Here is a 24,897-nt window from a genome sequence, read left to right as displayed (position 1 = left end):
AAAAGAAACAAAAAAGGTGCCACAAATTCAAATATGCGCATTTATTTATTTTAGATGGTGCGCATGAGAAAAGTTGCTCCGCTGAATTTGTGCAGCTACCGCACGCCCGGGTTAAGCATACGAAAAGAACATAGAATAGGGACATCGGCTATTTTCTATAAAACAGAGGTACTATAAATGCTATGATTGAAATGATTTAATCACATCCTGAAGAGGCTAATAATATCGGTTGCAAGATATACAATGTTTATTCTTTTTCTTTTTTGCTTCGCCAAAAAAGAAACAAAAAAGGCGCCACAAATTCAAATGCTCCGCTGAATTTGTGCAGCTACCGCACGCCCGGGCTAAGCATACGAAAAGAACATAGAATAGTACATCGGCTATTTTCTATAAAACAGACATACTATAAATGTTTTGATTAAAATGATTTAATCAAAATCATGAAAGGCTAAACATAGAAAAGAGCATAGAATAGTACATCGGCTATTTTCCAGGCAACAAAAAAATAATTCAAAGACATTTTATGTCAGTGGTCTATTTCTTCTTTCCTACGAACCTGATTACGGAACCTTGTCCGTTGTGGAATGCGCCTTCGCTTAATTCAATTTCGGTCTCTGTTAATTCAAGGATTTCGTAATCAGGGAAATCGGCTTTTATTTCTTCAATGGAAAACAGCATGTCTATTTCTTTTGGGCCGCCTACTTTTTCGTTTTTAGCAAGGTAATCAAGGTGTGTTTTGCTGAATGCTTCAAAAATGACGATGCCGCCTTTCCGTAAATATTTGTCAAGTATGTGGTGATAAGGTGATTTGATGTCTGCGGGGAAATGCGCATATATCAAAGCGATGGCATCGAATTGTCCTGGCTGGTAATTCAATGTCTGTAGTTCTCCTACCTGATAGTCGATTGTGACGTTATTGCTTTCAGCAAGCTGCATGGCTTTCTTTTTGCCTTCAGTGCTTATGTCAAATGCAGCGGCTGTCCAGCCGATCTTTGCAGCAAAAACGGCATTTCGTCCTTCTCCTTCCGCAGCGAAAAGTATGGCCCCGGGCTCTAACTTTTCCAGTTGTGCTTTCAGGTAATTATTGGGCTGTTCGCCGTAGGCAAATGTTTCATTGCTGTATCTGTCGTTCCATCTGTCTGTCCAGTTGTCGCTCATGTTGTCGGTTTAGATTGTGCAGACGAAATTATTTAATTATCGGTAGATGGCTGCGGTTATTTGTTTTACAACTGTGGTATCGGAAGCTTTCTTCAGCTTTTTGCTGCTGGTCCTATTGATGACGATGCGGGCGTTCCTGAAGGAGCTTACAAATTCGGGTGATTTTTTACTGAAGTTACCCGCTAATTTATCCATCAGATTTAGCTGCTCCGTGCCTTCATTTATCTTATCCGCAATATTGACGGTGGCTTGTTTTACTTCGCCCTTTGCCAGTCTGGGAGCTGGATTCATGCCTTTGTATTTTTCTATCAATGTTTTCAGCTCTTTCAGTTCTTCATCGCCTACACCATAATCGCTTAGTTGGGTTTTAAGGTCGGATGCTTTTTGGAATATGGCGCCTGCCACAACGGGCAGGGCATTGTCCCTGAGCCTTTCAAAATAAGTAGGGGTAAAATGGAATTGTTGCTCGAGGGCAAAATCCTTTATGTTGAAGGCATAAGATTCAATGTTGAGGGCCATCTGCCTGCATTGTTCGGTCAGGTTGCTTCGCATGGCTATCTTGCCTTGCGTGATGCCGGTATTGTCCTGTTGCTGTGTGCTTATTGCTGCATTTACTTCCAGACTTATTTTCCGGAACAGATGGGCTGCGTTTGCAAATGCAGCAATGGATTTCCATTTTTCCTCATAGTTTTTCAATACTGCATTTGTTGCGGTCCACATGGTCAGCTGATCTTCTTGACGTTTTGTCATTGTCGGGAATTTTTTAAGTTTCTAAAAAAGCATTTTCATCTTTTCACAATGCGGCTCTTTTTTGGCTTTGGTTTTCCTTTTTATGACATTACCGCACAGGGTAATTTATATTTGAAAACGTATGTTCGAATGAATTATTATGAGGGTTGATGAAAAAATGTTGTGCATTTACTTTGACTCAGCGGTGTTCGATTTTGTATATAGGGTGTTTGCTTCAGTGATGGTGGTGTTTGATTTTGTGTCGATAGCATTTGTTTTTCTGTCAGCATTTGCTGATTTGGTGCATGCGGTCATTGTTTTGTTGTCGATGGTGTTCGATTTTGCTCCGGAGGTCTTTGATTTTGTGTCAGCGGTGTTTGATTTCGTGTCAGCCGTGTTTGATTTCGTGTCAGCCGCGTTTGATTTTGTGTCAGCGGTCTTTGATTTCATGTCAGCCGTGTTTGATTTCGTGTCAGAGGGCTTCGATTTGTATTATATTAAAACTGATTACATGTTTGAGGGGTTCGCACAGATGTAAGAGGTGTTCGATTGGAATTCGAATAGTTTCGCGGGATTGTAAGAGACTGATTATTAATTGTTAGAGGCAGTTGTATTGAAAGCTATGTGATTTGCGGATAAGGTTATGGGAGTTTATTGGTTGCTTTCGTCTCCGCAGAGTCTCCTGAAAGGGACTCTGCGGAGACGAGTACTATTTGTTATACTTTTACTTACTATCCTGATTAGCTTTTTGATGCCGAAAAACAATAAAAATATACCGGTTAATACAATGTCTGACGATTTCAGCGGGGGCATTTCTATTGATAGAATCCATATTAAGAAAACGGATTTTAAATCGGCAGAGGAATATGAACAATCAACACAATCACACCGGGATGAGGGTTATACATTTCATATAGTTGAGAAGGGCAGTGTGCTTATTGAAATTGATTTTCAAAAATATATCATCACGGCTCCTGCTGTTGTTTATATGCACCCTAATCAAGTACATCGTATCCTAGAGTTTAAAAACATCACTGTTGGTTCGCTGGCAATTAAAAATGAAAGCCTGAATCCCGATTATCTTAAATTTCTGGAAGAGATTGCTCCTGCTAAGCCATTGCTTTTAACAAAGGAAGCCAGTTCCACCGTTGCCGCTATTTTTTCGCTATGCTTACATTTTTCAGTACAAAAAAACAACAAACTGCATCGCCCGCTATTAAAGGATAGTTGCAATACTTTGGTTGCTTTTCTGATTTCGCAGTTTCTAAATCAGCATAAGCCGGAAAGCCATCTTTCAAGATTTGAAATAGTTGCAAAGGGGTTCAGGCAATTATTAGAAAAAAATTATTGCACTATCAAGCGACCGGGTGAATATGCGGGGCTGCTGAATATTTCCACCCCTTATCTGAATGAATGTATCAGAAATGCTACGGGCTTTTCGGTTTCACAAAACATTCAGGATAGAATCATTCTGGAAGCAAAGCGTTTGCTGCATCATACCGACAAATCGGTTAAGGAGATAGCTTTTGAATTGGGTTATGTGGATTACCCTTATTTTACACGGATGTTTGCCAAGGCTACAGGCATGTCCGCATTGTCTTTCCGAAGCAAAAACCACGATTAGTCCAATACTTACTGTGTCCGTTTATTTTCTGAAATGATTTCAGAGCGGAATTTTGTGTCCTGAATTAATTAATCAATAATAATGGAGCAAAATAAAAGAGTACTTGTGTCGGGTGCAAGTTTTGCAGGATTGACGACTGCTTACTGGATGAACAAGATGGGTTATAAGGTGACGGTGGTAGAGATAGGCAGTCATCTTAAAATGGGCGGTACACCTGTAGATATAAAAGACCGTACGGTTGATATTGTAAAGCGTATGGGGCTTTTTGAACAAATAAAATCAAACAGAATAGGGCCGGAGAAGTGGGAGTTCAAAAATGCCGATGATGTTACGGAACATGCTGTAATATTTAAACAACCGGGGGAATCATTGCCGGATGATGAATTTGAAATAGAAAGAGATGTTTTGCTGAATATGCTGTTTGACCTGCTGAAAGAAGATGTTGATTTTGTCTTCCATAACAGCATTCAATCTCTGGAAGAAAGGGAGGATTTTGTAGCGGTTACTTTTAAGGATGGTGCTCAGAGCCGGTTTGAACTTGTGTTCGGTTGCGATGGCATACATTCGGCAGTAAGAAAATTATGGTTCGGGCACGAATCGGAATACAATCATTTCCTGGGGCAATATTTTTCCATTGCTATTGTCAATAAACTGCTGGTGGAAGAGGGTACTTACCAAATGTATGCGGAGCCTGATAAAGGGGTTGCGCTATATGCGTATAATCATAAAACGGATATTATTTTCACTTTCCGGCCGGAAAAAGAAATTGCTTATGATTTCCGTAACCAGGAGGAGCATAAAGCAATCATTGCAGCACAGTTTGAGGGCGTAGGCTGGAGAGCTGCCGAACTTCAAAAAGAATTGCTGCAATCCAAATCGTTTTACTTCGATAAATTTTGTCAGATAAAAATGCCGTCGTGGACAAAGGGCAGGGTGGCGCTGGTAGGTGATGCGGGTTATTGTGCTTCGCCGGCAGCGGGTATGGGCGGTTCCCTGGCTATCATAGGCGCTACGGCATTGGCTGATGCGTTTGAAAAACACAACGGGGATTTTGAATTGGCTTTTGAGGCATACAACAAAGACTTGCGCCCTTTTGTAGAAGAGGTGCAGTCGGCTGCGGTGGAGATGCTGGATAAACTTTTACCAAAAACGGAAGAAGAGGTGCGATGGAGAAATAAACATGGGTTTTCGATGTAAGGGACAAACTTCCGCAGCGTCCCCTGCGGGAGACGTTGCGGGGACAGAAGAGGTAAGGTGGAGAAATAAGCATGGGTTGATTTAAACACATAGATACATAGGCAGATTATTCAGCATGAAATTGTGATGAAAGGGTGCATAGAAAACAAGTTTTAACATAGGTGCTTCTTAAGTTAATAACAGTGGCTGCTTTACTCCATACTGTTGCTATGTTGATTGGGCCAGGGCTTACCTTTCCCTGTTTCGCAAAATAATTTGAGGCTTTTCAAAAATTGTCCCCAGGTGTAATTACATTCGGCAAACATGGGTGTATATGCTTTCCAATCGTCATGGTGGAAAATTAATAATGTTCCTTTGGCGGCAGGTTGGCTTTGCTGAAACTGGTCCTGCATTTCAGGATGTGTTTCTATCAATGCTTCTTTAGTTCCCTCTTCCAGCTTGAAAGAAAGGGAGGTCCCTTTCCATTCATCTGCGCCTGCAATACATTTCCACTTTACCAATACCGGAGGTTTTAGTTCCTTTATCTTCATTTCTTTATAATAGGTTCCGCCGAAAGTAAACCTTGCAACGGAATGTAAGCCGGCACTTGTCTCCGTTTTTGGTGTCCACCAGGAGGCCAATCCGTCACGGCTTGTCAATGCATCGTATATTTTTTCGGCAGGAGCAATAATGAATACCTGATGGTGTATGTTAGGCATGTTATTTCTTTATGGGTTGAAACATTATCAAGGATGTTTGTCTATTGTAATCGGCGATAACACGAATCTATGTTTTATTTAGCTTTTGCCTGTTTTACTAAATTTATTTCTAATCAGTCTTTCGTAAAGTGTTGTTAATTAAAACTGAATAGTGGGATATTTTTCTTATTTTAAGACAAATAAAAATATAGAAATATGCAAAAGTTAGAAAAATGGCAATTGATGGATAAAATTGTACGTGAGCTTGATGACCTTTCCAACAGCCAGACTGCGGTACTCAAAAAAATAGGACAGATAGAAGCAGACAACATCAATCTGAATAATACATCGCTTGAAAAAAGTCTTAGTGAGATCTATACCAAAGTAAGTGAAAACCTGGAGCTCGTTGCTGCTCTTGCAACCACTTTCAGGGAAGAAACCGAAAAGTTCATGGCGGATAATAAGATTAATGAACTCCTGAATCCTACGGAATAGAGAGCAGATGTTCCTATCTTAACGTCCGCAATAACCGCAGCGTCCCCTTCGGGAGACGCTGCGTGGACAACTCCTGAATCTTGCAGAATAAAGAGATGATGTTCATATAGCGTCCGCAACACCCCTTACTGGATATTGCGGACGCTAAGCATTTATGATATAATCCTTTACATGCGTTTACGATAATAGATAACGTGCGCAGCGTCTTCTGCAGAAAACGCTGCGGAGACAGAACCAATATGATATGCTGGCACAGAAATCAATTTGTCAAAGAATCTCCTTTCCAACATCTTATATCTAACATCTATCCTCTCCCGCTACGTAATACACAAAAACAAGCAATAAAAAAAAAGAAAATCCTTGTTTGTAACCCGTGTCGTTTCTTTATTTTTGCCCTTTCGTATTAAAATCAAAACATGGTTGACGTATTAATAGGCCTTCAATGGGGCGATGAAGGTAAAGGGAAGATTGTGGATTATCTTGCCGCAAACTATGACATCATTGCACGCTTTCAGGGCGGTCCCAATGCTGGTCACACATTATATGTAAATGGCGAGAAGGTCGTACTCCGCACTATTCCTTCAGGTGTGTTTCAGGAACAAACGCTGAACCTTATCGGTAATGGTGTTGTTATAGATCCGGTTACTTTGAAAGAGGAAATTGAAGGATTGAAAGCATTGGGCTTAAACCTGCAAAACAATCTTTTTATTTCGCACAAAGCACACCTGATTCTTCCTTCGCACCGCGCGCTGGATGCGGCTTCTGAACATGCCAAAGGAAAAGAAAAAATCGGTTCGACTTTAAAAGGTATAGGACCTGCTTATATGGATAAAACAGGCAGGAACGGTTTGCGTGTGGGCGATATCCTTGCGCCTAACTGGCAGGACAGATACGAACGCCTGCGTGCAAAGCATATTGAGATGCTGCGCATGTACAACGAGGTGCCTGAATGGGAAACATGGGAGGCCGATTTCTTTGCAGCTATCGAATACCTGCGTTCTTTGAATATAGTGAATGGCGAATACTGGCTGAATGAGCATATTGCAAACGGTAAAAAGGTGCTTGCGGAAGGTGCGCAGGGCAGTATGCTGGATGTGGATTACGGAACGTACCCTTTTGTAACATCGTCCAATACAATCGTAGCGGGTGTATGTACGGGTTTAGGTGTTGCTCCATCGAAGATAGGCGAGGTGTATGGCATTACGAAAGCATATTGCACACGCGTTGGCGGCGGCCCTTTCCCTACGGAGCTGCATGATGAGGTGGGTGAGAAATTACGTGCGCAGGGCCATGAGTTCGGTGCGGTAACAAAACGCCCCCGTCGTTGCGGATGGATTGATCTGGTAGCTTTACGTTATGTTTGCATGTTGAGCGGTGTAACGCGTTTGATTCTTACAAAGGCGGATGTACTGGATAACTTTGAAGAGATAAAGGTTGCAACTGCTTACAATATAGGCGGGAACGAAACAAACGAGTTTCCTTTTGATATTTGTGATGCGGAAATTAACCCTGTTTACAAAACTTTCAGCGGCTGGGATAAAAATATAAGCGAATGTAATTCGCCTGAAGAATTGCCCGAAACTTTTAAAAACTATTGTAAATTTGTTGAGGAGTTTTTACAGACCAGGTTACAATATATATCAAACGGAACGGGAAGAGACCAACTGCTAACATTGTTCTAATAAAAGAAAAAAATGTTCAAAATTTTTTAAGAAAAATTTTGTCAAACCAAAAAACTAATAAAAATTTACATCTCCATTTTAAGAATCTTGAAATAGTTGTGTGCTATGAAAACTAACTCAGAAAACAAAGCAGCTGTGAAGAAAGCTGCTCCGGCAAAAAACCAATCAGCGCCCAAAAAAAGCGCTAAGTCCAAAAACACGGAAGAAGATGATTTGGACGAAGACGATGATCTTTTTTTAGATGACGAGGCTCCTAAAAAGAAAGCTGCTGCTAAAGGACCGAAGAAATCTAAAAAAGCGGATGACGATGATGACGACGATGATGATATGGACGAAGAAGAAGATGATGACTTCAACAGTGACGATGATTTTAAAGATGATTTTGATGATGAAGATCCTGATTTTGAAGAATTCGATATCCCTAAATCAAAGAAAGGTACAAGTCCTGCCAAGAAGAAAAAGGGCGGCGATGATTTTGATGACGATTTCAGCGACCTGGGCTTAGATGACTTTGGCGGTGGCGGCGGCGGATTTGACGATGATGACGATGATTTTTAAGTTATCTAAACGCTTCCGATATTGAAACGAAATACAGTTAGTTTTTCCTTTGCTGAAAATGAAAGGAGACTGATAAAGAATAAAATGCTGAACTGGCTTAGGTCATTCAGCATTTTTTCATACATGGACAATAACGAATACGGGCATGGTCCGTGCCGGTATGAAATGCTTGCGGGCTGTAATGCAATACAGACAAAGCATTCCCTTGATTTACCTGAAAGGGACTGGTGGCTGGGACATATCAGCTATGATTTGAAGAATGCCATAGAACCGAAGCTGCAAAGCAACCATATTAATAATACGGGTTTTGAGGATGTGCTTTTCTTTCAGCCTGAAACGGTGGTTTATATCAAGACTGGTTCTTCTGAATTGCATGTAGCGACATTAAAGGAAGATGCGGATGCTATTCTGGATGCTATACTTGCAATGCCAGGCATTGTTCGGAATACCCATGATGATGCAAAGCCGCATTGGAATTATCGTTTTCAGAAGGAGCGGTATATTGAGGTTGTTGAACGGATAAGAAAGCATATTGAAGCGGGTGATTGTTACGAGCTGAATTTTTGTACGGAAGCATATTGCGAAGCGGTGGAAATGGATGCTGTTTACCGGTTTTATAAGCTGAATTCGCTGAACCCTTCTCCGTTTGCGGCTTTGTACCGCAATGAAACAAAATGGTTGTTATGTGCGAGCCCGGAAAGGTTTATTTACAGGGAAAATGATATGCTGCTTTCGCAACCCATAAAGGGCACTGCGAGGAGAAGCAAAGATGCTGTTACCGATGAAGCATTAAAGCAGGCATTGTTACATGACAGAAAGGAAAGGGCGGAGAATGTAATGATTGTGGATCTGGTAAGGAATGATTTGGCAAAAAGCTGTGAACCGGGTAGTGTGATAGTTCCGGAGCTGTTCGGCGTTTATAGTTTTCCGCAGGTGCATCAACTGATATCGACTGTCTGCGGTAAAATAAAAGAAGGTTGCGGCAATGAAACGATTATCAAAAATGCTTTTCCTATGGGGAGCATGACAGGCGCGCCGAAGGTAATGGTCATGCAACTGATAGAACAATATGAGCTCTCCCGGAGGGGCTTGTATTCCGGAAGCGTGGGGTACATAGACCCGGAAGGAAATTTTGATTTTAATGTTGTAATAAGAAGCCTGTTGTACCATGAAACATCGAAATATCTTTCTTATCAGACGGGCGGAGCGATTACGTATGAAAGCGTTGCGGAAGCAGAGTGGGAGGAAGTAAGATTGAAGGCAAATGCTATGGAACAAATCTTTTTATAAGCATTTACAATTACCTTTACACACAAGAATAAACAAATCACCAAAAAATATAAAATTTATGAATGCACAGGTGAAAACCATATTGCTTACTGTATTAACATTGTCTGTGTTTACCATTGCGATTGTTGAACTGACGGGTATCAGTTCGCACTCTTTGTATAATAAATTCGGTATCGGCAATCCTCCTTCTCACGGAACGGATCCGGACGAGCGTAGCAAGAGAACGCAAGAAATCAATAAAATGCCCAAAACAGAGATTGCATTTGAGCAGGATCATTTCGATTTCGGAAAGGTTAAGCTGGATACAAAGGTGCGCCATGCTTTTAAGTTTATAAATATCGGTGAAAACCCGTTGATGATAGCAGATGCACAGGCTTCCTGCGGTTGTACTATTCCGTCGTTTTCCAAAGCGCCTGTAATGCCGGGTGAACATGGTGAAATTACCGTTGAGTTTAATACTGCCGGTCGTTTGGGAACAAACCATAAATCTGTGATGGTTTTCTCTAACGCCAAGAGGGACCGTGTTTCGGTAAGCTTTGATGCTGAGGTAGTGAGAGCGGATGGGTCATCTGCGGGAGAATAGGTTGTTACCCGTTATCATGAGTTATTATTTGGAATCTGAAATTAAACAAAAATGAGTCAGGCGCAGGTTTTGCCGCAGAATAAAACGGCGGTAGCAAAGTATCTTTCGTTAGTGAAATTCAGCCATACGGTTTTTGCATTGCCCTTTGCTTTCATCGGGTTTACTTTGGCTATTGTTTATGAAAGACAGGCGTTTCACTGGCACTTGCTGATATTGATGTTGCTTTGTATGGTTTTTGCCAGAAGTGCAGCTATGGCTTTTAACAGATATCTGGATCGCAAATTTGATGCATTGAACCCACGTACGGCACAAAGAGAGGTTCCTGCGGGCATTATTAAGCCGCAACATGCGCTGGCGTTTACGATTGTCAACTGTATCCTGTTTGTGGCTGCTACTTATTTCATCAATAGTATTTGTTTTTATCTTTCACCTGTTGCGTTGTTTGTCATTCTTTTTTACAGTTATACCAAGCGTTTCACAGCTTTGTGTCATCTGGTATTGGGCATAGGTTTGTCTTTGGCGCCTATAGGAGCCTATCTTACGGTGACAGGATATTTTAAATGGCTGCCGTTATTGTTTTCTTTTGCAGTGTTGACCTGGGTTTCGGGTTTTGATATTATTTATGCCATGCAGGATGAGGATTTTGACAAAAGCCAGCAACTACATTCCATACCTACGGCGTTTGGCAAAAAAGGTGCTTTGATGATTTCAAATGTGCTGCATGTGCTTTCTGCCTTGTTTGTGATTACCGCGGGTTTTATGGCGGGCTTTCACTTACTGTACTGGATAGGGGCGGGCTTTTTTACCTGTCTGCTTATTTATCAGCACACTTTGGTTAAGCCGGATGATTTGAGCAAGGTAAATATTGCCTTCATGACAACAAACGGTATTGCAAGTATTGTATTTGCAGCTTTCGTGATTGCAGATTTGTTGTTTCTGTAGGGGTTAAGCGGACTGTTCAGCTTTCGCGTACTATATAATTTGGAGAGCTCTCCACTGTGCCATTTTATTCCATCTCATTTCATAAAATGACTCCGGTCGGGATGACGACAGACGCTCCTGATATCAGGTTATCACTTGTGCTTCCTGTTATATTCCTCCACTAATTTCAAGGTGTAATTCAGTGAATTTTTACTCTTCCAACTTTGATGCCCGGGTATGATGAAGTTTGGTTTGCCAAACTTTGCCTGAATCTTTTTGATAGTTGCAGCCCATGCCTTTACATTGGCATCTTCAAGGTTGCCCAGGTTCTGCGCTTCGGTGCTTTTAATCAGACAGCCGCCATACAGTATTTTCTCCTTGCCAAACCAGATTACGATATTGTCGGATGTATGTCCTTCACCGCCATAATAGGTTTGAAAAGTATGTCCGCCGATAGTGAAAGTTGTGTCGTTGTTTATCAGATACTTTGCGCGGGCTTTATGATGTTCTTTGCAAAGTTCATCCGTTTGCGTAGTAGCATAGGTACGGATGCCTTGCTGGTTGTAATAATCAAAGCCTCTTGTCCTGTCTTCGTGCCAATGCGTTGCAATGCTCATGATGACCTTTTTATGGTGCCTCGCCCATATAGTATCCAGTAAAGGTTGATACTGTGTGGAATCCCAGGGGGTATCAAAAATGACAGCGCCTTCGTCTGTTACCATATACATGCCGTTTGCAGGATAAGGACTGCCATCTATATCCTGGTGGGTAATATAAATATAGAAATCACCGGTAAGGTGTGAAATCTCGAGCGGAGCGTTTTTCTTCTGTGCGAATGCATTGGTAACTGTGAAGAAAAGAAGTATGGTTATGAATGTGCGCATAATGGTTGAATGAGTTGTTGTGTAAAACAGGGAGTGTACATGTAGCTAATCCGGATAACAAGTTTTATTTAAGTCATGATTTCTTTCCTGATTTTATTATTTCTCCCGTATTCAATATTATTGTTGTGAATTCATCATTGTATGTTCTTGAGCTTACTCCAATTTTACTCAATAGTTCATCAGCGTAAGTTCGCAGTTGTTTCCATTTTTTATTTTCATTTATAAATTCCCAATCCCAAATTTCATTAGGCATTTCTTCGACTTTCGATTTGAAGTTCAACAGATCCTCCCTAAACTTCAGATCAATTAAATTCTTTCTGAAAACCGTTTCAAATGAAACAGGGGTGAATGCGTATTGAAGTTCTTCATATAATTCTGTTAATGGATCAATTAAAACGGGAGTCATTTTGTCTAATTGTTCAGCATTAAAAGTGAATAATACAAGTGAATTAATGATGTTTGTGTAATAAAAATTTACGTGTGCATCATATTTGTCTGATTCTGATTTGATATGTTCCCTATCGTCTACTTCGTTTTGATTCGGAATTTCAGGTAATTTATTTTGTTGCTTCAATTTTAAAAAGTTGGAATTTCATGCATGAGTGAATTTTCAAATTTCCCTTTATTATTTTAAAAAGAAGTTTAAAATTTTGTCAATTCCAAATATACAAAGCCGGTTCCTAATCGCCATTTAATATCAGGTGATATCCGGCAATGTATTTAAAACAGATGTCCCACATTTTAAAAATGTGGGACATCTGTTTTAAACGAAACTTTTTCAATCATTATATTTTCATTGCTTCCATTATTCGTTCGAGGTCTTCATCGTTATAGAACTCAATCATAATGGATCCTTTACCGTTTTTCTTTCTTTCCAGTGAAACTTTAGTAGAGAAATGGGTTGACATGTTGTCCTGAATACGTTTGTAGGCAGGCGGCAACTTTACTTCTTTGTTTTCGGTTTTCTCCAATGGCTTTTTCTCATGAACCATATTTTTAACCAAAGCTTCTACCTGCCTAACTGAAAGCCCTTTGGTAATGGCCTCTCGGTACACATACAACTGCTCTTCCACGTTTTCCAGCCCGATTATTGCCCTTGCATGGCCCATGCTCAACAGGCCATCTCTTACTGATTTCTGGATATCGGGCGGTAGTTTTAATAGACGAAGGTAATTGGCAACGGTGCTTCGCTCTTTCTTCATACGGTCGGCCACTTGCTCCTGCGTCAGCGAACATTCGTCCATGAGTCTTTTATAACTCAAAGAAATCTCAATGGCATTCAGGTTTTCTCTTTGCAGGTTTTCCAATAAAGCCAGCTCCAGTAATTCCTGGTCATCAGCCGTGCGTATATATGCCGGAATATCTTTTAATCCTGCCATTTTGGAAGCTCTGAAACGACGTTCGCCGGATATCAGCCTGAACTTGCCGTTTGCCATTTTAGCAACTGTGATAGGCTGGATGATATCATGCAATGCAATGCTTTCGGACAATTCTTTCAAAGCCTGTTCATCGAAATCGTGACGCGGCTGTTTTGGGTTTACTTCAATCTGCTCCATCGGGATACGGCCACCCACTACGGCTGCGGTATTTTTGTTGGAAGCTGCGGGAAGGCTATCTGCCGTAGCTTTCAGCTCTTCGTCAATATTATTTAACAGGGCTTTTATGCCCAATCCTAATGCTTTCTTTTTATTGTTTGAATTCGTCATGTGCGCGTTTTCTTTCACATCGGTATTAGTTGTTGGTTCCATGCTCATCTTCTTCAAATATTTTATCCTCGTTCTTAATCTTCGTTAAATCGTTCTTTTGTAAAATCTCCTTAGCTAAATTCAGATAATTGATGGCGCCCGTACTTTCGGTATCATACATTAACGCAGGCTTCCCAAAGCTTGGCGCTTCGCCTAATTTTGTATTTCTGTGGATGATGGTATCGAATACCAACTCTTCAAAGTGATTTTTAATTTCTTCCACCACCTGGTTGCTCAGACGTAAACGGCCATCGTACATGGTCATTAAAATGCCTTCAATCTGTAAATCGGTATTGATGCGGGTCTGAACAATTTTAATAGTGTTCAGCAACTTGCCCAAACCCTCCAATGCAAAGTACTCGCACTGAACAGGGATGACAACAGAATTGGCTGCTGTCAATGCATTTACAGTAATCAAACCTAAAGACGGAGAACAATCAATGATGATGAAATCAAAATCCTTACCTGTTTTTTCCAGCGCATTTTTTAAAATATGCTCCCGGTTAGGATGGTTGATTAATTCGATTTCTGCACCCACCAAATCCAGGTGTGAAGGCAATAAATAAAGATTCGGTGTTTCCGTTTCCAACATGGCCTGACTCACCGGCATTTCATTCACAATGCAATCATAAAGACTCACCTGAATATTCCTCAAATCAAAACCATTACCCGTCGTACTGTTTGCCTGCGGATCCGCATCAATCAGTAATGTTTTATATTCCAGTACTGCAAGGCTGGCTGCAAGGTTAATTGCTGTGGTAGTTTTACCTACGCCGCCTTTCTGGTTTGCTATTGCTATTATTTTTGCCATGTGTCTGTTTGTAGAGCCAGAAAATGAATCTGAACAACTACTTTATCTTATGAATACTTATTTTCTTCATCGTTATTTGTTATTCCGTAGGAATCTTTCGTTTCAATAATAGATTCCTACGGAATGACAAAAGCGCTGTTTTGATGTATTTGACTTGTTTTTATTCTAAATCTCTATCGTCTTGCCTATTTCCGGCAAAATCAATTCTTTTCCTGCATCCGCAAATTTTTGTTTTGCAGCTTCATGGTCGATTACAATATACCCGAATGTATCAAAATGAATGCCTACAATTTTATCACATTGAATGAAGTCTGCTGCTAATACCGCTTCTTCCGCATCCATAGTGAAATTGCCGCCGACAGGCAAAATTGCAACATCCAGTTTGGTGTACATCGGAATCAATTTCATATCCATTGTAAGGCAGGTATCGCCTGCAAAGTAGAAATTGATGTCTTTATTCCTGATAACAAAACCACCGGGGTTGCCGCCATAACTGCCATCAGGCAGGCCGCTGCTGTGCATGGCAGGGACATAATGCACTTTTCCGAAATCAAAATCACGTGCGCCGAAGTTCATCGGATGCACTTTTTCATAGCCTTGCTTTGCCACCCATGTTGTTATTTCGGCATTAGAGATAACGGTTGCGCCGGTATGCTTTGCAATTTCAATTAAATCGCCCACGTGATCGCCATGTCCATGTGAAACAAGGATATAGTCGGCTTCAATGCTATATATGTCAATGTTTTTAGCCAGAGGATTGCCTGTAATAAAGGGATCAAACAGCAACTTTTTGCCTGCTACTTCTACAGCAAAGCAAGCATGACCGTAAAACGTAAAATTCATCGTTTATTTATTTGAAAATGTATTTGTTCAATAAGGCGGATTACCCCAAACTTGGTTACAAAAATACGTCAAAGAATGAAATATCGCAGAAATGTGGATAAAATAGAAATTATACGAGGCTTGTTTCGCCCAAATCATTTGCAGCATTCATTGTTAAGCCGTAACATTGCAGCCTGATTAGTATTTATTAAGTTTAATTGTATGTTTGTAAGATGTTTAATAGTTAATTTGTGAATGGTAAATATTGAATATTCAATTTACAGGCCATTCTTTATTATCATTGACTATTGCTCATTTACAATTGGCCAATTAAAATAATTCAGCAAATTCAAATATGAAGCACGCATACATTTTTCCCGGTCAGGGCGCCCAGTTTTCAGGCATGGGCAAAAATCTATATGATACAAACGAGCAGGCAAAAGCTTTGTTTGAACAGGCAAATGAAATTCTGGGTTTCCGCATTTCGGATATTATGTTTTCCGGAACGGAAGACGAACTGAAGCAAACAAAGGTTACGCAACCTGCTGTATTCCTGCATTCTGTTATTACATTTCTGGTACATCCGGAATTAAAGCCGCAAATGACAGCAGGCCACTCGTTGGGCGAATTTTCTGCTTTGGTTGCCGCGGGCGCTTTGTCGTTTGAAGATGCTTTGAAATTAGTGTATCAACGTGCAATTGCCATGCAGAAAGCATGTGAGCAAAATCCATCTACAATGGCCGCAATTCTTGGTTTGGAAGATGCAAAAGTGGAAGAAGTTTGTGCAGGTATAACGGATGAAGTTGTCGTTCCTGCAAATTATAACTGTCCCGGTCAATTGGTTATCAGCGGAAGCATTGCAGGTATTGAAAAGGGTTGCGAAGCCATGAAAGCCGCGGGAGCCAAACGTGCATTGGTATTACAAGTGGGTGGCGCATTCCACTCACCATTAATGGAACCTGCACGTCAGGAATTGCAGGCAGCAATAGAGGCAACGAATTTCCAGACACCTATTTGCCCGGTTTATCAGAATGTGGATGCAAAACCATATACGAATCCTGATGAAATCAAGAAGAATTTAATTAATCAATTAACTGCGCCTGTCCGTTGGACACAAACGGTTCAGAACATGGTTGCCGACGGCGCTACTGAATTTACAGAATGCGGTCCCGGTAATGTTTTGCAAGGGCTGGTGAAAAAGATACACAAGGAATCTGTTACGAGCGGATTGAATTAAATATCTGTTGATTCATTTAATTCAAAAGGGTTGACAACTTTTAACAAGTTGTCAACCCTTTTTTACAATAAGTGTCCGACACCTCAAAGGTGTCGGACACTTATTAATTGTAATGAGCAAACATTTTATAAACCTTTCCTTCCTCATTAAAAAACATAACTTCTACACACATTTTATTCATGACGGATTTGTAGTACAGGGCAATAGAATTGATGCATTCCGTAACGTCTATTAATTCAAAATGCAAGTCGGGTATTTTTGACAATGCTTTACGCCAGTAATCTGCAACGGCTTCCTTTCCTTTCAGCGTTCCGCTTTCAATTCCCGCTGCCATTCTAATCATGGGCGTAGTAACTTCAATATCATCTGAATAATGGCTTAAAATTACATCAAGGTCATGGCTATTCCATGAGCTTATCCATTCTTCTGCAAATTGTTTTGCTTTCACTTTATCAGGTTGTTTATGTGGAGTTTTTAAATTTTATTTTCCCTTTGTCAAATCTCTGAAAGCATCTTCCAGGCTTTGGCTGCTGTTTTGCAGACTCAGGATATCAATGTCATTTTGAAGCGACCAGGCCATTAATTCTTTACGTAATAAATCAGGTTGCGCTGTTTCCAATATCCATTGATTGTCATCGGATTTCTTAGCCCGAACGACATTTTTCATTTGTTGTAATGCAGTGGCAGTAACATCTTTACCAAATGAAACAACTAAACCTTGTTGCTGCTTTTCTGCAGATTGGATGTTCCCGATAGCATCGTCTGCTACGATATTGCCGTTATTGATAATGATAACACGGCTACACATGGCCTGTACTTCCTGCATGATATGTGTGGAAAGCAATACCGTTTTTTCTTTACCCAGATTGATTATCAAATCACGAATGTCCATGATTTGATTCGGGTCAAGACCACTGGTAGGTTCATCTAAAATTAAAACCTTCGGGTTGTGGATCATAGCTTGTGCCAAACCCACTCTTTGTTTATAACCTTTGGATAAAGCGCCTATTTTTTTCTTTACTTCTTTTTGCAAGCCTGTCATCTCAATCATTTCATCAATACGGCTTTTAGACATTTTGCCTAACTGATGAACACCTGCGGCAAATTCCAGGTATTCCCTGATATACATGTCATAGTACAGGGGATTACTTTCGGGCAAATAACCAACCAATCTGCGTACATCCATTGGTTTTTCAACCACATCAAAACCACAAACAGTTGCCTGTCCGGATGTAGGCGTGATATAAGTGCTCAGCATTTTCATGGTTGTAGATTTGCCTGCACCGTTTGGTCCAAGGAAACCCACTACATTACCGCTTCCTATTTCAAAGGATATATTGTTTACTGCTTTCTGTTCGCCAAATATTTTCGTAAGGCCCGTTACTTTTATCGACATTTTATTAAGTGAAAATTTACAAAGTTCAAACTTCAAAACCATATTTCAATTGCCAATGGCAATCTCCCAATTCCGAATTTACTATCGACTCAACTAATGAATATCCTGAAACCTTCCCTGATTCATGTCGCCTGTTTCAAAACCCTTTTTGAACCAATACATTCTTTGCTGCGATGTACCATGTGTAAAAGCATCGGGCACAATATAACCCTGTGCTTCTTTCTGCAATTTATCATCACCGATAGCATTGGCCGCAGTCAGTGCCGCTTCCAGATCTCCCGGTTCCAGAATGCCACGCATCCTGTTAGCATGATAAGCCCAGACACCTGCAAGAAAATCGGCCTGCAATTCCAGCTTTACGGATAACTTATTATAATCCGCTTCGCTCAATTGGGAACGTTGCCGTTGTATTTTTTCTGAAATGCCTAATAAATCCTGAATGTGATGGCCTACTTCATGCGCCACGACGTAAGCCACCGCGAAATTTCCGGGAGCTTCAAACCTGTCCTGCAATTCGTTACAAAAAGACAAATCAATATAAACTTTCTGGTCGGCCGGACAATAAAAAGGCCCCATTGCCGAAGATGCTCCGCCGCAGCCACTTTGAGTAGCATCGGTGAACATTACAAGCGTAGAAGGTTGATATTGTTCACCGTTTTGTTGGAAGATTTCGCCCCAGACATCTTCGGTGCTTGCCAAGACAACTTTTATTAAATCAGCCGTGGAATCATCGGCAGGAGGCTGATAATTACTTGATTGTTCAGTATTGGTTGTCTGAACACCATTCAGGATGCCTGAAAAATCCTTTCCTGTCAGCAAGCCAATAACCACAACTATAACAGCGCCGATGCCGCCGATAGCCACTTTACCGCCACCACTCATCCCTCTTCTGTCTTCTACGTTACCGCTTTCGCGTTCGCCTCTCCATCTCATAAAAACCGGTTTTGTTTTGAGGTTAAATATACAATTAACCTGTTATCTCAGCAATTTTTCATATTCTTTCTGACCTATTATCCTGTAGCCTACAGGTACTCTGAAGGCTGCATTTTCAACAGGGACTTCATTTAAGCTTGTTAACTCAAAATGCATAGTGAACCCGTTGGTCATCAATAAATCATAACTGGCCGGAATGGCTTTTATATCAGGGAACCTGTCAAATATAGCCGGATAGCTGATATAATAATCGGGTACGATAAATAATGAGAATGTTGTGCCGTTTTTATAAGTCAATAATGCTGATACGGCGTCAAAACCTGCGAACGTTTTTTTCTCCTTATTAAGTGTCAATGCAGCTTTATAATAGGAAGCGTTCTGGGTTTCCTTATCCTTTATATTCAGTTCAATGGCGTATTTCAGCTCATTTATAGATTGCAGGATAATTTCTTTTCCCGTTGCATAATTGCTTATCTGCGCATGGCTGTATCCGTCTTCCAGTTTTATATCCTGGCGTATATTGTCGCCTTTGATTCTGATAGAAACCGTTCCTGATTTTGTTTCCGTAACAGAAGGCTCATTGGCGGGCGTCGGTATTTTACCACTAATCGTGATTTTGTAAGTAATCGTTCCTTCCGACAATAATTTTTGCGCCTGCGTTAAAAAGCTACTAAGGCAGCAACATAAAAACAGGAATGTTATTTTTTTAAAAGACATGTATCCGTAAAATCAAATGAGTGGCAAAAGTACGATAATCAGACAGAAGCTTGCAGTAACTATTGTGTTTTTGCAATGTTGAATGTTGTTTGCTGTTCATTCCCGTTTTCGTCAATAATGGAAAGTATATGCTTGCCGATCGGTAAATTGTATTGCAATTCATGGATATTGGTAGTCGAGCCGATGTAATTATTATCCACATGCCAATACAGGATTGTATTCTTAGCCTCCGCCATTGCTTTGAAATTTACAGTCATGGCTGTATTTTCACCAAAACACAAAAGTGTGCTTTTGTCAGGGAAGATGATTTTCAAATGTTGGGCGGCTTCTTTAATATCGGGATGCCAGGGGGGCGGCATTTTAAAATCAGGGTTCCAAGCTTTGTAATAATTAACTACAACAGGCGGCAGGATGAAGTAGCTTTTCTGTTTTATTTTTCTCCAGTCATAAACACTTGCATTGACCCTGTAAGTTTCTTCCTGATTGACCGTCAACAAATGGTGAAAAGGACATACAGGCATTTGTATACATGTTTTTGGAAGGCTTATTGTTTGTGCGTCCGTACAATAGTCGCCCGCCTTGAAACCGCTTGCCTTACATACAGCAATATTCTCATAACCTGTAACCGGCTTTGGAAACCATTTATAGGACTTTGGCAATGTATTGTAAATGTCAAATAAAACAGGAGCGGCATAACCAATACCAGTAAGATTGGGCCTTCCGGAACCATCCGCATTGCCCACCCAGACTGTAACGACATAGTCGCTTGAAATACCTACGCTCCATGCATCGCGGTTGCCAAAGCTTGTGCCTGTTTTCCATGCAATTTTCTGGGTATTGATAAAAGCTTTCCAGTTACCGTTTTCATCAGGACGATTCACTTGTGTCATCGCTTCCATTGCTTCGTAGATGCAGGCTTTGTTATAATTGATATCATCTTTCAGCAACAAATGTCTTGCCCAGTTATTATACACAAGATTTAATTCTTTCAGTGTTATTTCACCGCTGCCCAGAATAAGCGAAAGCCCATAATTGCTGCTGTTTCTGTTAAGATGTCTGAAGCCTAAATGCTTTAAATCGATATGGAATTTCTGTAAGCCATATTCATTCAAAAGGCCGACCATCGGTATGTTGAGGCTTTTAGCCAAAGCGTTTTCGGCACTTACAAGCCCTTCATAACTACGGGCATAATTCTGCGGTGCAAAGTGATTATAAGAAACGGGAATATCGAATAATTTTGAGCCGGGTGAAATAAGACCCTCTTTCATTGCTTCGTAGTATAATAACGGCTTTAACACGCTGCCGCTGCTTCTTGCCGCATCTGCGCAATCCACGAAGTTTGTTTGCGGATTCCATTGTTTTGGTGTATTGCCGATGTATGCCAATATTTTCCCTGAATGGATATCGCTTACAATCACCGCAATGCTTTGTATCTGGTTATCCTGATTCTTTGCGGCATAATTCTTTACGATCCTTAAGCATTGCTCCTGAATCCTGAATTGAATGGAACTGTAATTGATGTTTTTATCGCTTCCTGTCGATGCAAAATAGTGCCATGCCAAATCAGGCAGAGGTAAAGGTTTGTCAGGTATGCTTTCAGCAATGGAAAGATTATAAGTATTGGCATCTATGATTTTTTCTTTTAGTAATTGTGCTAAAAGGCGGTTCCTTTTTTGCAATAACCTGTCATGGTTTTTACCGGGATACAGCAAGCCCGGAGCATTGGGCAGCACGGCCAGTAATGCATTTTCCGCCCAGCTGAGGTCAGTTGTTTTTTTGCCGAAGTAACGCCATGATGCCGCTTCGATGCCCACCACATTATTGCCGAAAGGGGCGTGCATGGCATACATGGTGAGAATTTCTTTCTTGGAATAGCGCAATTCAATGCGCATCGCCAGAATCATTTCAAGTATTTTTTCGTGCCAGGTTCGCGCGGGATTTTGTTTCATTAGCCGCACCGTCTGCATGGTGATCGTGCTGCCGCCACTTACAATTTTATGATGTCGGATATTTTGAACAATAGCTCTGCCAACACCTGTGGGAGATATGCCGATATGGTGGTAAAATCCTTTGTCTTCGAAGGTCAGAATGCATTTTTCAAATTTCGGGCTGAGGCTTGCGCCCATAGGAAAGCGCCATTGCTGATCTTTTGCGACTTTTGCATTCAGTAAATAGCCATCCTGCGAATACATGACTTTGCTGTATGGCACATTAAAAGGTTCTTTCGGAATGGAAAAGAATATAAACCAGATAAAGAACAGTATTATTGAAACCAATATTGTTCTTTTGAAATACTTGTGTTTATACCATTTCTTCATGTCGTACTTTCGAGATTATACTCAAAAAAAAGCTATTTTTAGTTTCGATTCGTTTAAATGAGTAAGTGTTTTCGTTTAATGGGTAAATGTTCCCGAAATTGATGCTATGTTCCCGCGGTTATTTCTCTTCGTGATTCTTCTTGCAGCTGCCTTCGCCGGATTTTCTCAAAAAATTCAGTTCAAAAATCTGAATGTAAAAGATGGATTGGCGCAAAGTCAGGTGTATGACATGACAACAGACGCCAAAGGGCAATTGTGGATGGCTACAAGAGGCGGTGGTATCAGTATTTACGATGGTCTGACATTTAAAACATTGAATCACAAGAACGGATTATCCAATGATTTTGTGTATTGTTTTGCAAAAGATAAGTACCAGAATATCTGGATTGGAGCCAATGACGGGCTGAATTATTACGATGGCAGAAAGATTACAAAATATTATCCTTCCAATATCGGTGAGCAAATCTGGATTCAGAAAATCGCTGTCGACAAACGCAAAAGGTTATGGCTCGCATCCAAAGTGGGCTTGGTGAAATTTGAAGACGGAAAGTTTGAGAATATCACGGAAAAATTACATCTGCAGAAGATAGTTTGCAACACTGTTTTTATTGACAAGGATAGCTTGTTATATTTTGGAAATGACTTTGGCTTGTTCCGGATAAATATTCAAGCCGGCTATGACAAATCCTTTAAAGTGCCCTATGGCATTACGAATCCGAGTATCAGCGTTACTTCTTTATTAAGGAATTCAAAAGGCGAATTAATTGCCGGCACTTTTGGTTATGGCCTTTTTAAAGTAGAAAACGACAGGATGTACCGGTACCTTGACACGGTAATAAGCACAAAAGAGAAGGTGCTGGATCTGTATGAGGACAAACAATCTTTATATATAGCCACATTAGAGAACGGCGTTTTCATTTATAATTTTCAAAACAAAAAGCTGGAAACTATAGATGAACGCAAGGGGCTTTCCAATAATCACGTCAGGAAAATTTTCAAAGACAGAAGCGGCAATTTCTGGTTCGGGACAAGCGGCGGCGGCATCAGCAATTTTGGTGGCCAGATGTTTGCGCATTTTGACAGACAGAGCGGCTTCCCTGATAATTTTGTTTATGCTGTTTTTCAAAGAAATGACGGAGAGACATGGTTAGGCGTGGGCAATAACAAAGGGCTGGTAAGAATGACATCTGACAGCATTGCGGTCTTCAATGCTTCAAATGGCTTTATAAATACAAAAGTGAAATCCATCAAGCCTTATAACAGTGCTTTATTAATAGGTACGGAAGGTGAAGGACTGTATATTTTTCAGGACAGCGTTTTTCGCTTTGTAGCAGAACTTGGCAGGCAGTTTATAAAAGATATAGAGGTGACTGCTGCTGGTGATATATGGCTTGCTACGGCAGGTAATGGTATTTATAGATTAAAGCCTCAAAACAACAATCTAACAGACTTCGATATTCGTCAGTTTGTAGATCATATTATTAATCCACGTGTTCAATATTTGAATACACAATTGCCGGGAAAGGTTTTCTATTGCACGGAAAACCAAGGTGTCGGCTTGATTGAAAATGAGCGTGAATCGGCATTCCGGTTGAATACAAGTACAGGCATCTTGTCGAATCTTACCAGAAGTATTGTAATTTCAAATGACGGCATTGCCTGGATTGCAACCAGCGACAAAGGGATTTCGGCCTATGATTTACGTAAAAATAAACTTGTTGAATTTGATAATTCCCAACTGCCTTCTTTAAATATTTATATACTTCAGGTTGATAAGTCAGGAAACCTGATTCTTGGTACAGAAAAGGGTCTGGAACATGTTTTTTTGGATAAGCAGCATAATATTATCAGGTTAAAACACTACGGAAAGGGAGAAGGCTTTCTTGGAATAGAAACCTGCCTGAATGCCGTTTGTGCAAATGCAGACGGAAGTTATTGGATTGGAACGATTGACGGACTTACGTTATACAATCCATCCAAGGGTTCGACAAACAATGCAGCCCCTTTATTGAGCCTTTCAGATATTAAGCTGTTTTACAACCCGATTGAAAACACTTCTTTCAAAAACCTCTTAAAATCTTTTTCTGCAAAAGACACGCTTACATTGCCTTATAATCAGAATCACCTGACGTTCGATTTTATGGGTGTCAATATTGGTAACGGAGACGGCGTAATGTATAAATGGAAGCTCGAAAATTTTGACGCGGACTGGAGCCCTGTTTCTGCGCAGCATTCCGTTACTTACAGCAACCTTCCTCCCGGAGAATATGATTTGTTGATTAACGCATCCAATGAGGATGGTATCTGGAATGCAAAACCATTTCAATATCATATCATTATAAAGAAGCCTTTCTGGCAGGAATGGTGGTTTATAATAATAGTATCGCTGCTTGGTGTCTTTATAGCATACCGGATTGTTCATTGGCGTATTAAATCGATTAAAGAAGATGCGGCGGAAAAGCAACACGAGCTGCAAATGGAAAATCAATTGCAAAGCCTGGAACATAAGGCTTTGAGGCTGCAAATGAATCCTCATTTTATCTTCAATGCATTGAACAGCATCCAAAGCCAGATAGGGAATAATAATGATCAGGAAGCAAGATATTACATGGCTAAATTCGGTAAGTTGATGCGCCAGATTCTGAAGCACAGCGAACAGGCCTGGATTGATATCAATGAAGAACTGGAAATGATTGAAAATTATATATTGATTGAACAATTTTGCAATAATAAGCAGTTTGATTTTGAACTAAATGTTGAGCCGGTATTGCTTCAGGAAGAATACAAGATTCCGTCTATGATTATCCAGCCATTTATAGAGAACGCAATTAAACATGGATTCAAAAACCTTCAGGATAGAAGGGCACGTTTGAAACTGGATATAAAATCAGAGGGGAATGAAATTATTTGTATCATTGAAGATAACGGGAAAGGCAGGGATACGGAAGCAAAACAGCAGGATACCTCCGGGCATCAGTCAATGGCGATTGGAATCACAAGAAAGCGGTTGCAGATCTTACATCATAATGACAACGGTGAGTTTATTACTATTGTTGATTTAAAGTCGGAAGGCAAGCCTGCAGGTACTCTGGTAAAATTGATATTACCTTTTCAATAAAA

At 40.5% G+C, this 24,897-nt stretch carries 24 protein-coding genes; 11 read left to right on the top strand and 13 right to left on the bottom strand.

All coding sequences use genetic code 11. From position 1 onward, the window contains the following. Positions 1–534: 534 nt before the first annotated feature. On the bottom strand, positions 535–1,158 hold the full coding sequence (locus F0919_RS03420) for a class I SAM-dependent methyltransferase (protein ID WP_150031310.1): 624 nt from the start codon (positions 1,156–1,158) through the stop codon (positions 535–537). 36 nt (positions 1,159–1,194) lie between these two features. Next, complete coding sequence (locus tag F0919_RS03415; protein ID WP_150031309.1) at positions 1,195–1,908, bottom strand: hypothetical protein; 714 nt, start codon at positions 1,906–1,908, stop codon at positions 1,195–1,197. 139 nt (positions 1,909–2,047) lie between these two features. Here F0919_RS03415 and F0919_RS03410 point away from each other — a divergent pair, with 139 nt between their 5' ends. From F0919_RS03410 to F0919_RS03400, 3 genes are all read left to right on the top strand, one after another. Next, on the top strand, positions 2,048–2,425 hold the full coding sequence (locus tag F0919_RS03410) for a hypothetical protein (protein WP_150031308.1): 378 nt from the start codon (positions 2,048–2,050) through the stop codon (positions 2,423–2,425). A 249-nt stretch (positions 2,426–2,674) separates the two neighbouring features. Further along, positions 2,675–3,511 (top strand): helix-turn-helix domain-containing protein, encoded by an 837-nt coding sequence (locus F0919_RS03405; protein WP_235903449.1) that lies wholly within the window; start codon positions 2,675–2,677, stop codon positions 3,509–3,511. Positions 3,512–3,592: 81 nt separating this feature from the next. After that, positions 3,593–4,708, top strand: a complete 1,116-nt coding sequence (locus F0919_RS03400; RefSeq protein ID WP_150031306.1) for an FAD-dependent monooxygenase — start codon at positions 3,593–3,595, stop codon at positions 4,706–4,708. 191 nt (positions 4,709–4,899) lie between these two features. On the opposite strand, the gene F0919_RS03395 is transcribed toward F0919_RS03400, so the two are convergent. Continuing rightward, on the bottom strand, positions 4,900–5,406 hold the full coding sequence (locus F0919_RS03395) for an SRPBCC family protein (protein WP_150031305.1): 507 nt from the start codon (positions 5,404–5,406) through the stop codon (positions 4,900–4,902). 195 nt (positions 5,407–5,601) lie between these two features. On the opposite strand from F0919_RS03395, the gene F0919_RS03390 reads away from it, so the two are divergent. From F0919_RS03390 to F0919_RS03365, 6 genes are all read left to right on the top strand, one after another. Then, the gene (locus F0919_RS03390; protein WP_150031304.1) at positions 5,602–5,880 is read left to right on the top strand and encodes a hypothetical protein; all 279 of its coding nucleotides are present in this window, start codon (positions 5,602–5,604) and stop codon (positions 5,878–5,880) included. Between the two features lie 416 nt (positions 5,881–6,296). Beyond that, positions 6,297–7,562: an adenylosuccinate synthase gene (locus F0919_RS03385; RefSeq protein ID WP_150031303.1), complete on the top strand. Its 1,266-nt coding sequence runs from the start codon at positions 6,297–6,299 to the stop codon at positions 7,560–7,562. Positions 7,563–7,667: 105 nt separating this feature from the next. Then, on the top strand, positions 7,668–8,120 hold the full coding sequence (locus tag F0919_RS03380) for a hypothetical protein (protein WP_150031302.1): 453 nt from the start codon (positions 7,668–7,670) through the stop codon (positions 8,118–8,120). Positions 8,121–8,141: 21 nt separating this feature from the next. Then, positions 8,142–9,410 carry an anthranilate synthase component I family protein gene (locus F0919_RS03375; protein ID WP_150031301.1) on the top strand — a complete coding sequence of 423 codons (1,269 nt, stop codon included), beginning with the start codon at positions 8,142–8,144 and terminating at the stop codon, positions 9,408–9,410. Between the two features lie 58 nt (positions 9,411–9,468). Further along, positions 9,469–9,993 (top strand): DUF1573 domain-containing protein, encoded by a 525-nt coding sequence (locus F0919_RS03370; protein WP_190277242.1) that lies wholly within the window; start codon positions 9,469–9,471, stop codon positions 9,991–9,993. 51 nt (positions 9,994–10,044) lie between these two features. Further along, positions 10,045–10,935: a UbiA-like polyprenyltransferase gene (locus F0919_RS03365; protein WP_150031299.1), complete on the top strand. Its 891-nt coding sequence runs from the start codon at positions 10,045–10,047 to the stop codon at positions 10,933–10,935. Between the two features lie 131 nt (positions 10,936–11,066). On the opposite strand, the gene bla is transcribed toward F0919_RS03365, so the two are convergent. The 5 genes from bla to F0919_RS03340 form a co-directional block, all read right to left on the bottom strand. After that, complete coding sequence (bla, locus tag F0919_RS03360) at positions 11,067–11,798, bottom strand: BlaB/IND/MUS family subclass B1 metallo-beta-lactamase (RefSeq protein ID WP_150031298.1); 732 nt, start codon at positions 11,796–11,798, stop codon at positions 11,067–11,069. A 73-nt stretch (positions 11,799–11,871) separates the two neighbouring features. Beyond that, positions 11,872–12,372, bottom strand: a complete 501-nt coding sequence (locus tag F0919_RS03355) for a hypothetical protein (RefSeq protein ID WP_150031297.1) — start codon at positions 12,370–12,372, stop codon at positions 11,872–11,874. A 211-nt stretch (positions 12,373–12,583) separates the two neighbouring features. Beyond that, the gene (locus F0919_RS03350) at positions 12,584–13,546 is read right to left on the bottom strand and encodes a ParB/RepB/Spo0J family partition protein (RefSeq protein ID WP_235903448.1); all 963 of its coding nucleotides are present in this window, start codon (positions 13,544–13,546) and stop codon (positions 12,584–12,586) included. Next, the gene (locus F0919_RS03345; protein ID WP_150031296.1) at positions 13,530–14,354 is read right to left on the bottom strand and encodes a ParA family protein; all 825 of its coding nucleotides are present in this window, start codon (positions 14,352–14,354) and stop codon (positions 13,530–13,532) included. The genes F0919_RS03350 and F0919_RS03345 overlap by 17 nt, the downstream gene beginning before the upstream one ends. Before the next feature lie 165 nt (positions 14,355–14,519). Further along, complete coding sequence (locus F0919_RS03340) at positions 14,520–15,197, bottom strand: metal-dependent hydrolase (RefSeq protein WP_150031295.1); 678 nt, start codon at positions 15,195–15,197, stop codon at positions 14,520–14,522. Positions 15,198–15,531: 334 nt separating this feature from the next. On the opposite strand from F0919_RS03340, the gene fabD reads away from it, so the two are divergent. Continuing rightward, positions 15,532–16,413: an ACP S-malonyltransferase gene (fabD, locus tag F0919_RS03335; RefSeq protein ID WP_150031294.1), complete on the top strand. Its 882-nt coding sequence runs from the start codon at positions 15,532–15,534 to the stop codon at positions 16,411–16,413. Positions 16,414–16,516: 103 nt separating this feature from the next. Here the strand turns inward: fabD and F0919_RS03330 are convergent, their stop codons facing one another. The 5 genes from F0919_RS03330 to pbpC form a co-directional block, all read right to left on the bottom strand. Next, positions 16,517–16,861, bottom strand: coding sequence for a nuclear transport factor 2 family protein (locus F0919_RS03330; RefSeq protein ID WP_150031293.1), 345 nt, complete (start codon positions 16,859–16,861; stop codon positions 16,517–16,519). Between the two features lie 33 nt (positions 16,862–16,894). Further along, entirely contained in the window at positions 16,895–17,809 is a 915-nt protein-coding gene (gene gldA / locus F0919_RS03325) for a gliding motility-associated ABC transporter ATP-binding subunit GldA (protein ID WP_150031292.1), read from the bottom strand. 93 nt (positions 17,810–17,902) lie between these two features. Then, positions 17,903–18,742 (bottom strand): KPN_02809 family neutral zinc metallopeptidase, encoded by an 840-nt coding sequence (gene ypfJ / locus F0919_RS03320; protein WP_150031291.1) that lies wholly within the window; start codon positions 18,740–18,742, stop codon positions 17,903–17,905. 42 nt (positions 18,743–18,784) lie between these two features. Continuing rightward, positions 18,785–19,459, bottom strand: coding sequence for a hypothetical protein (locus F0919_RS03315; RefSeq protein ID WP_150031290.1), 675 nt, complete (start codon positions 19,457–19,459; stop codon positions 18,785–18,787). Positions 19,460–19,518: 59 nt separating this feature from the next. After that, a complete protein-coding gene (gene pbpC / locus F0919_RS03310; protein WP_190277241.1) occupies positions 19,519–21,735 on the bottom strand; it encodes a penicillin-binding protein 1C in 2,217 nt (738 codons plus the stop codon). 148 nt (positions 21,736–21,883) lie between these two features. Here pbpC and F0919_RS03305 point away from each other — a divergent pair, with 148 nt between their 5' ends. Continuing rightward, positions 21,884–24,895, top strand: a complete 3,012-nt coding sequence (locus F0919_RS03305; protein ID WP_150031288.1) for a ligand-binding sensor domain-containing protein — start codon at positions 21,884–21,886, stop codon at positions 24,893–24,895. The last annotated feature ends 2 nt before the right edge of the window (positions 24,896–24,897 follow it).

The sequence above is a fragment of the Taibaiella lutea genome (genome assembly GCF_008629695.1).
Taxonomy (GTDB): Bacteria; Bacteroidota; Bacteroidia; order Chitinophagales; family Chitinophagaceae; genus Taibaiella; species Taibaiella lutea.
This window is presented reverse-complemented; position numbering and strand designations above follow the sequence as displayed.